This is a genomic window from Synechococcus sp. CS-603 (assembly GCF_977929215.1).
Window position 1 is genome coordinate 626,030 of the sequence record NZ_OZ376778.1, and the last position, 11,878, is coordinate 637,907.

At 68.6% G+C, this 11,878-nt stretch carries 10 protein-coding genes; 8 read left to right on the forward strand and 2 right to left on the reverse strand.

All coding sequences use genetic code 11. From position 1 onward, the window contains the following. Positions 1–61: 61 nt before the first annotated feature. From menA to ACXMDM_RS03360, 5 genes are read left to right on the forward strand one after another with little or no spacing between them, the layout of a single operon-like run. On the forward strand, positions 62–1,060 hold the full coding sequence (gene menA / locus ACXMDM_RS03340; protein WP_071800594.1) for a 2-carboxy-1,4-naphthoquinone phytyltransferase: 999 nt from the start codon (positions 62–64) through the stop codon (positions 1,058–1,060). A gap of 13 nt (positions 1,061–1,073) precedes the next feature. After that, on the forward strand, positions 1,074–3,446 hold the full coding sequence (locus tag ACXMDM_RS03345; protein WP_499570082.1) for an enolase C-terminal domain-like protein: 2,373 nt from the start codon (positions 1,074–1,076) through the stop codon (positions 3,444–3,446). Between the two features lie 54 nt (positions 3,447–3,500). Further along, positions 3,501–4,469, forward strand: a complete 969-nt coding sequence (locus ACXMDM_RS03350) for a class I SAM-dependent methyltransferase (protein ID WP_071800597.1) — start codon at positions 3,501–3,503, stop codon at positions 4,467–4,469. Further along, positions 4,466–4,750 (forward strand): MoaD/ThiS family protein, encoded by a 285-nt coding sequence (locus tag ACXMDM_RS03355; RefSeq protein WP_233831186.1) that lies wholly within the window; start codon positions 4,466–4,468, stop codon positions 4,748–4,750. The genes ACXMDM_RS03350 and ACXMDM_RS03355 overlap by 4 nt, the downstream gene beginning before the upstream one ends. Positions 4,751–4,754: 4 nt before the next feature. Then, entirely contained in the window at positions 4,755–5,237 is a 483-nt protein-coding gene (locus ACXMDM_RS03360) for a molybdopterin synthase catalytic subunit (protein WP_071800598.1), read from the forward strand. Positions 5,238–5,244: 7 nt separating this feature from the next. On the opposite strand, the gene ACXMDM_RS03365 is transcribed toward ACXMDM_RS03360, so the two are convergent. Together ACXMDM_RS03365 and moaC are read right to left on the reverse strand one after the other, a co-directional pair. Next, positions 5,245–6,570: a molybdopterin molybdotransferase MoeA gene (locus tag ACXMDM_RS03365; RefSeq protein WP_145536868.1), complete on the reverse strand. Its 1,326-nt coding sequence runs from the start codon at positions 6,568–6,570 to the stop codon at positions 5,245–5,247. Between the two features lie 13 nt (positions 6,571–6,583). Further along, positions 6,584–7,039 carry a cyclic pyranopterin monophosphate synthase MoaC gene (gene moaC, locus ACXMDM_RS03370; RefSeq protein WP_499570354.1) on the reverse strand — a complete coding sequence of 152 codons (456 nt, stop codon included), beginning with the start codon at positions 7,037–7,039 and terminating at the stop codon, positions 6,584–6,586. Between the two features lie 146 nt (positions 7,040–7,185). Here moaC and ACXMDM_RS03375 point away from each other — a divergent pair, with 146 nt between their 5' ends. The 3 genes from ACXMDM_RS03375 (at position 7,186) to ACXMDM_RS03385 (ending at position 11,867) form a co-directional block, all read left to right on the forward strand. Then, complete coding sequence (locus tag ACXMDM_RS03375) at positions 7,186–8,412, forward strand: MFS transporter (RefSeq protein WP_071802051.1); 1,227 nt, start codon at positions 7,186–7,188, stop codon at positions 8,410–8,412. A gap of 43 nt (positions 8,413–8,455) precedes the next feature. Further along, complete coding sequence (gene ppk1 / locus ACXMDM_RS03380; RefSeq protein ID WP_071802052.1) at positions 8,456–10,591, forward strand: polyphosphate kinase 1; 2,136 nt, start codon at positions 8,456–8,458, stop codon at positions 10,589–10,591. Positions 10,592–10,889: 298 nt separating this feature from the next. Continuing rightward, the gene (locus ACXMDM_RS03385; protein ID WP_071800600.1) at positions 10,890–11,867 is read left to right on the forward strand and encodes an RpoD/SigA family RNA polymerase sigma factor; all 978 of its coding nucleotides are present in this window, start codon (positions 10,890–10,892) and stop codon (positions 11,865–11,867) included. Positions 11,868–11,878 lie beyond the last annotated feature (11 nt).

Sequence of the window (11,878 nt, forward strand, 5' to 3'; positions counted from 1 at the left end):
TCCGGGGGGTGGGGGCTGCTCAAATGTATGGGCCCCCTTCCCGTCAGCGTCGGCCCCGCCCATGTCAGGCCCCCAGGTCGTCGCAAGCCGTTACGCCGCCGCTGGCGGCCGCCGCCAGCTCTGGAAGGCGGCGATCAAGTGGCCGATGTATTCGGTGGCGGTGATGCCGGCACTGCTGGCGGCCGGCTGGTGGCTGGCCCAGGGTCAGCCACCGCGCTGGGGCCAGCTTCTCGGGTTCTTGCTGGCGGCCGTGCTGCTGCTGGCCTGGGAAAACCTGGCCAATGACGTGTTTGATGCCGACACCGGCGTCGACCGCCAGGGCAAGCCCCACTCCGTGGTGAACCTCACCGGCCGCCGTGACCGGGTGGCGCTGCTGGCCAACGGCTGCCTGCTGCTGGGGTTGGGGCTGATCGCCCTGGTGGCCGCCCGCAGCAGTCCGGCGGTGCTGGTCCTGGTGCTGGCCTGCTGCGGCATCGGTTACGCCTACCAGGGTCCACCGCTGCGGCTGAGCTATCGGGGTCTGGGGGAACCGCTCTGCTGGCTGGCCTTCGGTCCGCTGGCCACCGCCGCCGCCCTGTTGGCGCTCGCCCCGGTGACGGGCGAAGCCAGCCCCTTTTCTGGCCTGGTGGTGCCCTGGCGGTCAGCGATCGCCCTGGGCGGAGGGCCAGCGATCGCCACCAGCCTGGTGCTCTATTGCTCCCATTTCCACCAGGTGGATGAAGACGCGGCCCATGGCAAGCGCTCACCCGTGGTCCGGCTCGGCACGGCCGCAGCCGCCGGCCTGGTGCCCTGGTTCATCGCCCTGACCCTGGCGCTCCAGTGGGCGCCGGTGCTGGCGGGCCGCTGGCCGCTCACTGCCCTGCTCGGCGTGATCGGCCTGCCGCCAGGTCTACGTTTGATCCAGCTGCTGGGAGACCACCACGCCAGCCCGGAGCGCATCAGCGGTAGCAAGTTTCTGGCCCTGAAGTTCCAGGCCTTCAACGGGCTGGGCCTGGCCTGTGGCCTGGCTGTGGGGCCGTGGCTGGGCGCCGTGAACACCAGCTGGTTCCAGGGCCGATGAAGCGGAACCAGCGATGAAGCTGCAGTGGCGGCCGTTCCGCTTTCAGCTGCCCCGGCCCCTGATCACGGCGAATGGGAGCTACACCCACAAGCGTGGCTGGTTGCTGCGGCTGGAGGCCGAGGAGCTGCCCGTGGCCGGACGGATCGGTTGGGGGGAGGCCTCGCCGCTGGAGGCCGATCCTGCGGCCCAGGCCAGGGCCCTGGCCCAGCTGGAGGCGGCGATCTCAGCCCTGGGGGAGCGCCAGCAGCGCCAGCGGCTGGAGGCCGCGCTAACGGGTTTGCCGGCAGCGCTGGGCTTCGCGATCGGCGCCGCCCTCGCCGAAATCGATGGGCAGGTGGGGGCGTGCAGGGGCGGCGGCCAGAGTGGCAGCGAAGGTGGCTGGCTCCCGGCTCCGCGCTCCGCCGTGCTGCTGCCGGCGGGAGAAGCGGCCATCGAGGCCCTGGAGGCGCTGATTGGTGGAGCAGCCGGTGAACAGGCAGAAGCAGTGGCAACGAGCACCCCGCCGCTGACGCTGAAATGGAAGGTGGCGGCCGCCGCTGATGCCGTCGAGCGGCAGGTGTTGGCCACCCTGCTGCAACGGTTACCGGCCAGCGCCAAGCTGCGACTGGATGCCAACGGCGGTTGGGATCGGCCGACGGCAGACCAGTGGGCCCGGATCCTGGCGGGCGAACCTCGGCTGGAATGGCTGGAGCAACCGCTGGAGCCCGCCGACGCCGCAGGGCACCAGGAGCTGGCGGCCCAGCTGCCGGTGGCGCTGGATGAATCGCTGCGCCACTGCCCCTCGCTCTACCGGAACTGGAGCGGCTGGCAGGTGCGGCGTCCGGCCCTGGAGGGCGATCCCAGGCCCCTGCTGGCCCAGCTCCAGGCCTGCAGCCCCAGGCTGATGCTCAGCACCGCATTCGAAACCGGCATCGGCCGGCGCTGGCTCAACCACCTGGCCGCCCTGCAGCAACGAGGCCCCACCCCCACCGCGCCCGGCCTGGCCCCCGGCTGGAGGCCGGCGGGGGCCCTGTTCAGCGGCGATCCCCAGCAGGTGTGGGCAGCGGGCCTGGCCGGCAGGGGGGTCCGGAATGACCTGTCTGGGGGCAATGCCGATGACGCAGCTGAGGACTGGGCCGACGACCCGGCCGCCGCGGCCGTCGCCCTGGAGCGTCTCTGGGCCGCCGGCGAGGTGGTGGGTCTGGCGGCGCCCGAGGAGCGGGCCGAGCTGCGGCAGCTGCTCGATCGGGCCGGCGAACCGCTGCGGTACTGGGGGCCGGCGGTGGTGATCGGCAGCGGCGGCAGCAGCGGCGGCCGGCGCTGGTGCCTGCAACCGCTCAGCCATCTGCGCCAATCGGCCGCCGCCACTGGGGAATGGCTGCGGCGTCAGGGGATCGATCCGGCCGGCACGGTCGTGGTCAACCCATTGCCACTGCATCACGTCAGTGGTCTGCTGCCGTTGTTGCGTAGCCGCCATTGGGGCGTACCGCTGCGCTGGCTAGCCCCAGCGGTGATGCGGCAGACGGCGGCCCTGCTGGCCCTCGATCCCCTGCCGACAGAGCGGCAGGCCCTGATCTCCCTGGTGCCCACCCAACTGCATCGCCTGATGGCCGATCCGGCCGGGCTGAGCTGGCTGCGGGGCTTTGCCGTGATCTGGGTGGGCGGAGCCAGCCTGGCGCCGGCCCTGGCGGCGGCGGCCCGCCAGGCCGGCCTGCGCCTCTCACCTTGCTACGGAGCCACCGAAACGGCGGCGATGGTGGCGGCCCAGCCACCCCAGGCCTTCCTGGCCGGCGAGACGGGTTGCGGAGCGGCCCTGGCGGATGTGGAGCTGCGCCTCTGCAGCGGTGGCGGTGAAGGCGTCAACGGAAGTGGCGCCATCGAAGTGCGCACCTCCCGGCTGAGCCCAGGCTGGTTGCGGGCGGGTCCGCTGAGCCCCGGGGCACCCGCCCTGCAGCCCTTCGCTGGCCCAGAGGGCTGGTGGCGCAGCGGGGATGCCGGCTGGCTCGATGGCACGGGGCTGGGGGTGCACGGCCGGCTCGATGGGGCGATCCTCAGTGGCGCTGAAACGGTGTTTCCTGAACGGGTGGAGGAAACGCTGAAGCAGCGGGCCCGCCAGGCCGGCCTGCCCATCGCCGAGCTGCTGCTGCTGCCGGTGGCCGACCCCCTCTGGGGGCAGCGGCTTGTGGCCCTCTACAGAACCGAGGACATCGTCGGCCGTCCAGAAACCAGCCTGGGGCCTTCCTTCGCCGAGATCGCCCGGCAGCTGCCAGCGGCGCAGCGCCCCCAGCGCTGGATCGCCTGCCCGCCGCTCGAGCGCAACGGTCTGGGGAAGTGGGAACGAAAGCGCTGGCAAGCCTGGCTGGTCAGTGGCCATGCGAGCAGCAGCCTGGGCGGCGCCATCCTCTGAGCCGACGGGCCAGCATGGGGAGAGGCAAACCAAGCGTCCCCGACCACCGCTCCGATGAACCCCTGCTCACCGCCAGCTGTCTCAGCCAGCACACCACCGAACTGGGTCGACGACCGCACGCCCCTGGGCTGGCTGATCGCCCGTGTGCTGGCAGTGGAGCCCCTGCGGCAACTGCTGTTTCTGCAGGCGCGGCGGATGATGATCCGCACCGCCGAGCGGCGGGGAATTCCCTGGCGGGCCCGCCGCGACGCGCTGCAGCGCCAGGCCGAACCCCTGCTGGAGCAGAGCACCAGCGCCGGGGTCAGCACCCCCGCCTACTACCGGGCCCGCTTCCACGCTTACGCCGATGGCAACCTCTGCTGGGCCGCCGCCTGTGAGGCCGAGCAAGCCACCGCCTCGGTGGCGCTGCGGGTCTGGAAAGAGGAAGCACTGAGCGCTGAGGCCGCCCAGGCGCGGATGCGGGACGCGATCTTTGCCGCGATCGAGCCGAGCCTCACGGGTCCGGTGCGCCAGGCTCTCGATGTCGGTTGTTCCGTTGGCGTCGGCACCCTCGCCCTCAAGGATTGGCTTGACACGCGCGTGGGAAGCTCCGTGGCCGTCAGCGGCCTCGACCTCTCCCCCCAGATGCTGGCCGTGGCCCGGGTGCGCGATGCAGGCGGCCGGATCGAAGCCTGGCACCACGCCGCCGCCGAAGCCAGCGGACTGCCTAGCGCCAGCGTCGATCTGATCACCCTGCAGTTCGTCTGCCATGAGCTGCCTGGCGAGGCCACCCGCGCCGTGCTGTCTGAGGCGGCCCGGCTGTTGCGGCCCGATGGCGTCGTGGCCCTGGTGGATCAGGATCCGGAATCGGAGGTGATCCGGGCGATGCCCGCCCCCCTGGCCACCCTGCTCAAGAGCACCGAGCCCTACCTGGAGGATTATTTCCGCCTCGATCTGCCCGCGGCCTTGGCGGACGCCGGCTTCCGCCGCATCCGCCGCGTGGCCTCCGACCACCGCCACCGGGTGATGGTGGCCAGCCGTTGACGGGCCCCCTGCAACACGGCCAGATCCGCGTGCGCCTGTTCGCCGCCCTGCGGGAACGTGCCGGCTGGAGCGAACGCTCCATTGCGCTCACTCCTGGCCAGCCCCACCCCACCGCCTCCGACCTCTGGTGGCAGCTGGAGCTCGGGGGCACGGCCGCCAAGGACGATGGCGCCCTGCCCGCCAGCCTGCGCGTCGCGATCAACCAGGCCTTCGCCAGCTTGGATCAACCGCTGCAGGCCGGAGACGAGCTGGCCTTCCTGCCCCCGATCAGCGGAGGCTGAGGCCATGGCACTGCGGGTCCGACTCCACCACGACGCCTTCGATCCACTCGCCGCCCTGGCCGCCTGGCAGCGGCACCTGGAGCTGGAGCTGGAGCTGGATCCAAGCAGCCCGCCAGAACCATCCCGACAAAGAGCTGCCGCCGAAGCCCATTTCATCGGCCGGGTCCGCGGCATCAACGCCGCCGGCGAACCCCTCGACGCGCTCGAACTGGAGCACTACCCCGGCATGACCGAGGCCCAGATTGAACACCTCGCCGCTGCCGTCTCGGCACGCCACGGCCTCATCCACGCCCTGGTGGAACACCGGGTGGGGCGGGCGCTGCCGGGGGAGGCGCTGGTGCTGGTGGCCGTGGGCGCCGATCGTCGTGGCCCGGCCCAGCGCGGTTGCCAGGAGCTGCTGGAGGCGCTCAAGCACGAGGCCCCGTTCTGGAAGCGGGAGTGGATCGGCAGCAGCGGCCGCTGGATCGAAGGCAACACGCCCCTTTAAGCACAGTTCAGAACAGGGGCAGGCGCAGCAGCTGGGCCCAGAGCTCCGTGCCCGCCTCCAGGCCGCCTTGTTCCGCAGGAATCTCCAGCAGCAGGTCGGCGCCTTGCAGCGAACCGATGCGGGAGGAGGCCTGGCTGCCCTCCACCGACGCCTGAAGCTCACCGTCTGGCCCCACCAGCAGCCGGGCGCGCGCCAACTCGGGCCGGCCCGCCGAGCGCCTGATCGGCGCGGCCAGGCGCACCTTCAGCCGCGGCAGCAATTCCACCGGCGCCCCCTCGAGGTGCTGCAGGGCGGGCCAGAGCAGCTGCAACGCCGTGATCGCCGCCGCCACCGGATTGCCCGGCAAACCAAAGAAGGGCTTGCCGCCCAGCTGGCCGAAGGCGAAAGGCCGACCCGGCCGCAGGAACAACTTCCAGAAGTCCACCGCTCCGAGTTCCGCCAACAGCGGCCGGATCCAATCGGTGTCGCCGGCCGAAACGCCACCGGTGCTCACAACAACATCAGCGGCTGCCGCCAGCTCGCTGAGCGCCTGCCGCAACAGGGCCGGATCATCGGCCACCACCCGCCGCTCGGCCACCACCACCCCCAGCCGGGCCAGCAGGGAAGCCAGCAGGACGCCGTTGCTCTCCCAGATCTGGCCGGGGCCCCGGGCCAGGCCGGCCGCCACCAACTCATCACCGCTGATCAACAGCCCCACCCGGGGCCGAGGGCGCACGCCGAGCTGGGCCACACCGCAACTGGCGAGGCGGCCGAGATCAGCCGGGCCCAGGCGGTGACCACCGGGCAGCAGCTCTTCGCCGGCCGCGGCCTCCTCATCGGCGGCGCGGATCCAGGGGTTGCGGCCCAACTCCCCCTTCAAGGTCAGAGCCTCTGCGCCGCTGCCTTCCCCGCTGCCCGGACCGGCCAACCGCTCCACCAGCTCCTGGGGCAACACCCGCTGGGCCCCGGCCGGAAGCGGGGCGCCGGTGAGGATGCGGATCGCCTCGCCGGGCCGCAACACATCGCAGAGCGATGGATCAGCTGATTCATCACCCGATTGAGCTCGATCGCGCTGGAAGGGGGCACCGGGGGCGGATCGACCCACCAGCTGCCACAGCGCTCCAACCGCTGGAGCCTCCAGCTCGGCAATGGCATAGCCATCCATGATCGAGGCCCTGAACCCCGGCACCGCCTCCAGCGCCAGCACGGGCTCGGCCGTGACCCGCCCGAGCGCGGCCTCCAGCGGCACCTGTTCGCGGCCCGCCAGGGGTTGGAGCGCGGCCAGGATGCGCTGGCGGGCCTCAGCCAGGGGCAGGCCTTCGCGGGGGAACGGCTCACGCGAGCCAGGGTCCATCGCCAACGGCACTTCAGGCACGGGAGCCCACGGCGTCGGGATGGCGCCAGGGGCCATGGCGTCCCCCTGCTTTCTCCAGCAGGCGCACCGGGCCGATCGTCATGGCGGGATCGGCGGATTTGACCATGTCGTAGAGGGTGAGCAGGCCCACCTGAACGGCGGTGAGGGCCTCCATCTCGACGCCGGTGGGCGCGTTGGTGCGGGCGCTGGCCTCCAGCCGCAGTCCGCAGCCATCGGCACTGGGCTCGATGCGCACCTCCAGGCCGGTGAGCGCGATCGGATGACAGAGGGGAATCAGCTCCCAGGTGCGCTTGGCCGCCTGAATCGCCGCCACCCGCGCCACCGCCAGGACGTCACCTTTGGGGGCACGGCCCTCCATCACCAGCGCCAGCACCTCCGGGGCCATGGCCAGGAAGCCCTCGGCAACGGCAGAGCGGTGGGTGGCGGGGCGATCGCCCACCTCCACCATGTGGACTTCGCCACTGGCGTTGAGATGGCTGAGCTGGGTGGGCGGATCGAGGTGTTCGGCCAAGGCCTTGCTGCCGCTGCCACGAGCTTGCTGCATCGGGGCCCAGGTCCCATGGGAAGGTGAGCCACGACCGCGGGGAGCCCCTGTTGCGCCGGCCTCAGCCCTCCACCTTGTTCTGCGCGTTCCTCACCCTGCTCAACGATCGGTTGAGCGAGAGCATCGTCTTTCCGCTGCTGCCCTTCCTGCTGGCCAGCTTCACGGGTGATGCGCGCACCCTCGGCCTGCTGGCGGGCTGCTACGCCCTGGCCCAGTTCCTGTTCACGCCCCTGATCGGCGCCCTCAGCGATCGCTTCGGCCGTAAACCGGTGATCACCGCCTGCGTGACCGGCTCGGTGCTGGGCCTGGGCCTGTTCGCCTTCACCGTGTCGCTCGACTGGCCGGCCGGCAGCCTCTGGCCGCTGCCGCTGCTGTTCACCGCCCGCCTGATCGATGGGGTGAGCGGCGGCACCGCCGCCACCGCCGGGGCCGTGCTGGCCGACATCAGCCCGCCCCAGCAGCGGGCCCGGGCCTTCGGGCTGATCGGTGTGGCCTTCGGCTTCGGCTTCATCCTCGGTCCGGCGCTGGGCGGGGTATTGGCGGAAATCGACATCAGCCTGCCGTTGCTCGTCGCCGTGAGCGTGGCGATCCTCAACCTGGTGCTGGTGGTGAAGGTGCTGCCGGAGACCCTGCCGCCGGCGGCCCGCCTGGCCCTGCCCCGCAAGCGGGACCTCAGCCCGCTGGTGCAGCTCCAGCGGGTGTTCGGCAACCCCAGGGTGCGGCGGCTGTGCGCGGCCTTCTTTCTGTTTTTCCTGGCCTTCGGCGGCTTCACCGCCGTGCTGGTGCTCTATTTCAAACAGGCCTTCGGCTGGGGCCCGGGCCTCTCGGCCACCGCCTTTCTGGTAGTGGGCGTGGTCGCCACCCTGGTCCAGGGCGCCCTGATCGGGCCGTTGGTGCAGCGCTTCGGCGAAGGGCGCCTCACCCTGGTCGGGCTTGGCCTGGTGATCAGCGGCTGCCTGCTGGTGCCGCTCGCCACCCCCGCCAACGCCCAGCCGCTGGTGTTCATCGCCGTGGGAATCCTGGCGGCAGGCACCGGCCTGGTCACCCCCTGCCTGCGCAGCCTGGTGTCGCGCCGCCTCGATGGCTCCGGCCAGGGGGCTGCCCTCGGCAGCCTCCAGGGTCTGCAGAGCCTGGGCAGCTTCATCGGGCCGCCGCTGGCCGGAGTGGCCTATGAGCTGCTGGGTCAGAAAAGTCCGTTCTGGCTGGGCACGGCCTTGCTGGTGGGCGTGGCCCTGCTGGTGGCCAAGCAGCTCCCTGCCGAGCCAGGCGGAATCTGATTGCTACCTTGCCTGCGTGATCCGCAAAGGCCTGTTCGTCCCCATGAGCGATCAAGTGGTGGCCCCGGAGCTCTACATCAACCGGGAATTGAGCTGGATCGCCTTCAACAGCAGGGTGCTGGCCCAGGCGCTGAATGAACAGACACCCCTGCTGGAGCAGGCCAAGTTCAGTGCCATCTTCAGCAACAACCTCGATGAATTTTTCATGGTGCGGGTGGCTTCGCTGAAGTCACAGCTGGAGGCTGGCGTGACCGCCCTCAGTGACGACGGCCTCACCCCCCAGCAGCAACTTCTCGAGATCCAGAAGACCCTCAGGCCACTGCTGGAGAAACAACAGGTTCATTACCGCCAATACCTCAAGCATCAACTCGCCGACCAGGGCGTCCAGCTGGTCGACTACGAACGGCTCAATAAAAAACAGAAAGAATGGACGGATCAGTATTTCCGGATGGCGATCTTCCCGGTGCTGACACCACTGGCCGTGGATTCGGCCCACCCCTTCCCGTTCATGAGCAACCTCAGCTTGAACGTGGCCGCCCTGATCCTCGACCCCGACACCGGCCAGCAACAGTTCGCCCGGGTGAAGATTCCGCAGAAGAACCTGCCTCGCTTCGTCGAGATCCCCGCCGAGCTGAGCAGCCGTCAACCAAAGCCGCTGTACACCGCCGTGCCGCTGGAGCAGGTGGTGGCTTTCAACATGCAGCTCCTCTTCCCCGGCATGACGATCGAAGGGCACTACTTCTTCCGCGTCACCCGTGACGCCGACCTGGAGCTGCGGGATCTCGAAGCCGACGACCTGATGGAGGCGCTCCAGGAAGGTCTGCGCAAACGCCGCCGTGGTGGTGAGGTGGTGCGCCTTGAGGTGGCCAATGAAATGCCCGATGAGGTGGTCGAGCGGCTGGTGGAGGCCACCGACATCCAGCCCGAAGACCTCTATCGCGTCCAGGGGCCGCTCGGACTCGACGACCTGATGAGCCTGCTCTCGCTCCCCCTGCCTGAACTCAAGGACAAACCGCACCTGGGGCGTACCGCCTCGGCGCTGGTGCAGGCCCAGAAGAGTCAGCTGGAGGACGGCTCGATCAAGCCCGAAGAGTTCCAGAGCATCTTCTCGGTGATCCGCCGCAACGATGTGCTCCTGCATCACCCCTACGAACTGTTCGCCACATCGGTGGAGGAGTTCATTAACCAGGCCGCCGACGACGCCTCGGTGCTGGCGATCAAGATGACCCTGTACCGCACCTCCAAGGATTCACCGATCGTCTCCGCCTTGATCCGGGCGGCCGAGAACGGCAAACAGGTGATGGCCCTGGTGGAACTCAAGGCCCGGTTCGATGAAGACAACAACATCCAATGGGCCCGCCAGCTGGAGCGCTCCGGCGTGCATGTGGTCTATGGCGTTCTGGGTCTGAAGACCCACACCAAAATCATGCTGGTGGTGCGCAAGGAAAAGGAACGCCTGCGTAGCTACGTGCACATCGGCACCGGCAACTACAACTCCAAAACTTCCGGCCTCTACACCGACATCGGCCTGCTCTCGGCCCGTCAGGAACTCGGCCAGGACCTGGTGGAACTGTTCAATTACCTCACAGGCTTCTCCAAACAGCAGAGCTTCCGGCGGCTTCTGGTGGCCCCTGTCACCCTGCGCAAGGGGATGGAGGCCCTGATCGAGCGGGAGATCGGCCATGCCCGCGCCGGCGGGGTGGGCGCGATCAGGGCAAAAATGAATGCGCTGGTGGATCCTGGGATCATTGCCCTGCTCTACGAAGCCTCCCAGGCGGGCGTCCAGATCGATCTGCTGATCCGTGGCATGTGTTGCCTGCGGCCAGGGGTGGCCGGTGTCAGCGACAACATCCGGGTGCAGAGCATCATCGGCCGCTTCCTTGAGCACTCCCGCCTGTTCTGGTTTGGCAACAATGGCGAACCGGAGATCTTCTTCGGCAGTGCCGACTGGATGCCCCGCAACCTCGACCGGCGCGTCGAGGCCGTGGCGCCGGTGGATGATCCCAGGCTCAGGGCCCAGCTGGAGCGCTTGCTGGAGGCCTATTTCGCCGACAACTGCGCCGCCTGGGACATGCAGAGCGACGGCAGCTTCCAACAACGCCAACCGGAGGGTGAGCCGCACAGTGCCCAGCTCGATCTGATCAAGAACTGGCGGAAGGGGCTCCTGGCTGAAGCCTGATCCAGGCCCTGGGGCGGCATGGCTGTTCTCGGCCGTTCAGCTGGTTGATCAGTTTGATGGATCAGTTTGATCGTTCAGCTTGGTCGTTGCGGTCAGAGAAGATCTCTCACGAAGAGATTTTTTGCAGGTATTTTGCTCGCCAGCCCTGCGGTCCAGCCATCAGCTTGCGGAGAATTTCATTTGATGACGAAGGATCAGGGGCGATCTGTTCACATTCCCCTCAAAAGTCTCTGATTTGAAACGCTGAAAGCAACGCATATCTGCTAAGTTCCGCCGATAACTTACGGAGCATGAGGTGATGGGGACACCTCCGAGACTCACGGCTGCAAACGCAGACAAGGGTGATGACGACAAGCCGTCAGCCAAAGTGGGTCAGTCACGGACGAGTGGACGGTTAAGCGCCGATTCGATTGGCTGGTATCTCAGCACGATCGGTCGGGTACCCCTGCTCACGGCGGCGGAAGAAATCGAGCTGGCCCATCATGTCCAAGGTATGAAGGTGCTGCAAGCCCTTCCCCCCGACACCCTCACCCGGCGCCAGCACCATCAGATTCGGATGGGCACGCGCGCCCGCACCCGGATGATGGCCGCCAACTTGCGTCTGGTGGTCAGCGTGGCCAAGAAATATCAGAACCAGGGTCTCGATCTGATGGATCTCGTGCAGGAAGGGGCGATCGGCCTCGAGCGTGCCGTCGATAAGTTCGATCCCGCCATGGGCTACAAATTTTCCACCTACGCCTATTGGTGGATCCGCCAGGGCATGACCCGGGCAATCGACAACAGCGCCCGCACGATCCGCCTGCCGATTCACGTCAGTGAAAAGCTCTCGAAGATGCGGCGGATCACCCGTGAGCTCTCCCATCGTTTCGGGCGCCAACCCAACCGACTCGAAATGGCCCATGCCATGGGCATCGAGCCCAAGGACCTGGAGGATCTGATCACCCAGAGCGCTCCTTGCGCCTCCCTTGATGCCCACGCCCGCGGCGACGAAGACCGCAGCACCCTGGGAGAACTGATTCCGGATCCGGCCAGCAACGAGCCGATGGATTCAATGGATCGCAGCCTCCAGAAGGAGCACTTAGGCGCCTGGCTGTCCCAGCTCAATGAACGGGAACAGAAGATCCTCAAGCTGCGCTTCGGTCTGGAGGGCGCCGAGCCCCTCACCCTCGCGGAGATCGGTCGCACGATCAATGTCTCGCGCGAGCGGGTGCGGCAGCTCGAAGCCAAGGCGATCATGAAGTTGCGGCTGATGAGCAGCTACCAGCAGGCCGCCTGAGGCTGTTGGCC

Coding starts and splice junctions, on each gene's coding strand:
- menA (WP_071800594.1), top strand. CDS start 62: ATGTCAGGCCCCCAGGTCGTCGCAAGCCGTTACGCCGCCGCTGGCGGC.
- ACXMDM_RS03345 (WP_499570082.1), top strand. CDS start 1,074: ATGAAGCTGCAGTGGCGGCCGTTCCGCTTTCAGCTGCCCCGGCCCCTG.
- ACXMDM_RS03350 (WP_071800597.1), top strand. CDS start 3,501: ATGAACCCCTGCTCACCGCCAGCTGTCTCAGCCAGCACACCACCGAAC.
- ACXMDM_RS03360 (WP_071800598.1), top strand. CDS start 4,755: ATGGCACTGCGGGTCCGACTCCACCACGACGCCTTCGATCCACTCGCC.
- ACXMDM_RS03365 (WP_145536868.1), bottom strand. CDS start 6,570: ATGGACCCTGGCTCGCGTGAGCCGTTCCCCCGCGAAGGCCTGCCCCTG.
- moaC (WP_499570354.1), bottom strand. CDS start 7,039: ATGGTGGAGGTGGGCGATCGCCCCGCCACCCACCGCTCTGCCGTTGCC.
- ppk1 (WP_071802052.1), top strand. CDS start 8,456: ATGAGCGATCAAGTGGTGGCCCCGGAGCTCTACATCAACCGGGAATTG.
- ACXMDM_RS03385 (WP_071800600.1), top strand. CDS start 10,890: ATGGGGACACCTCCGAGACTCACGGCTGCAAACGCAGACAAGGGTGAT.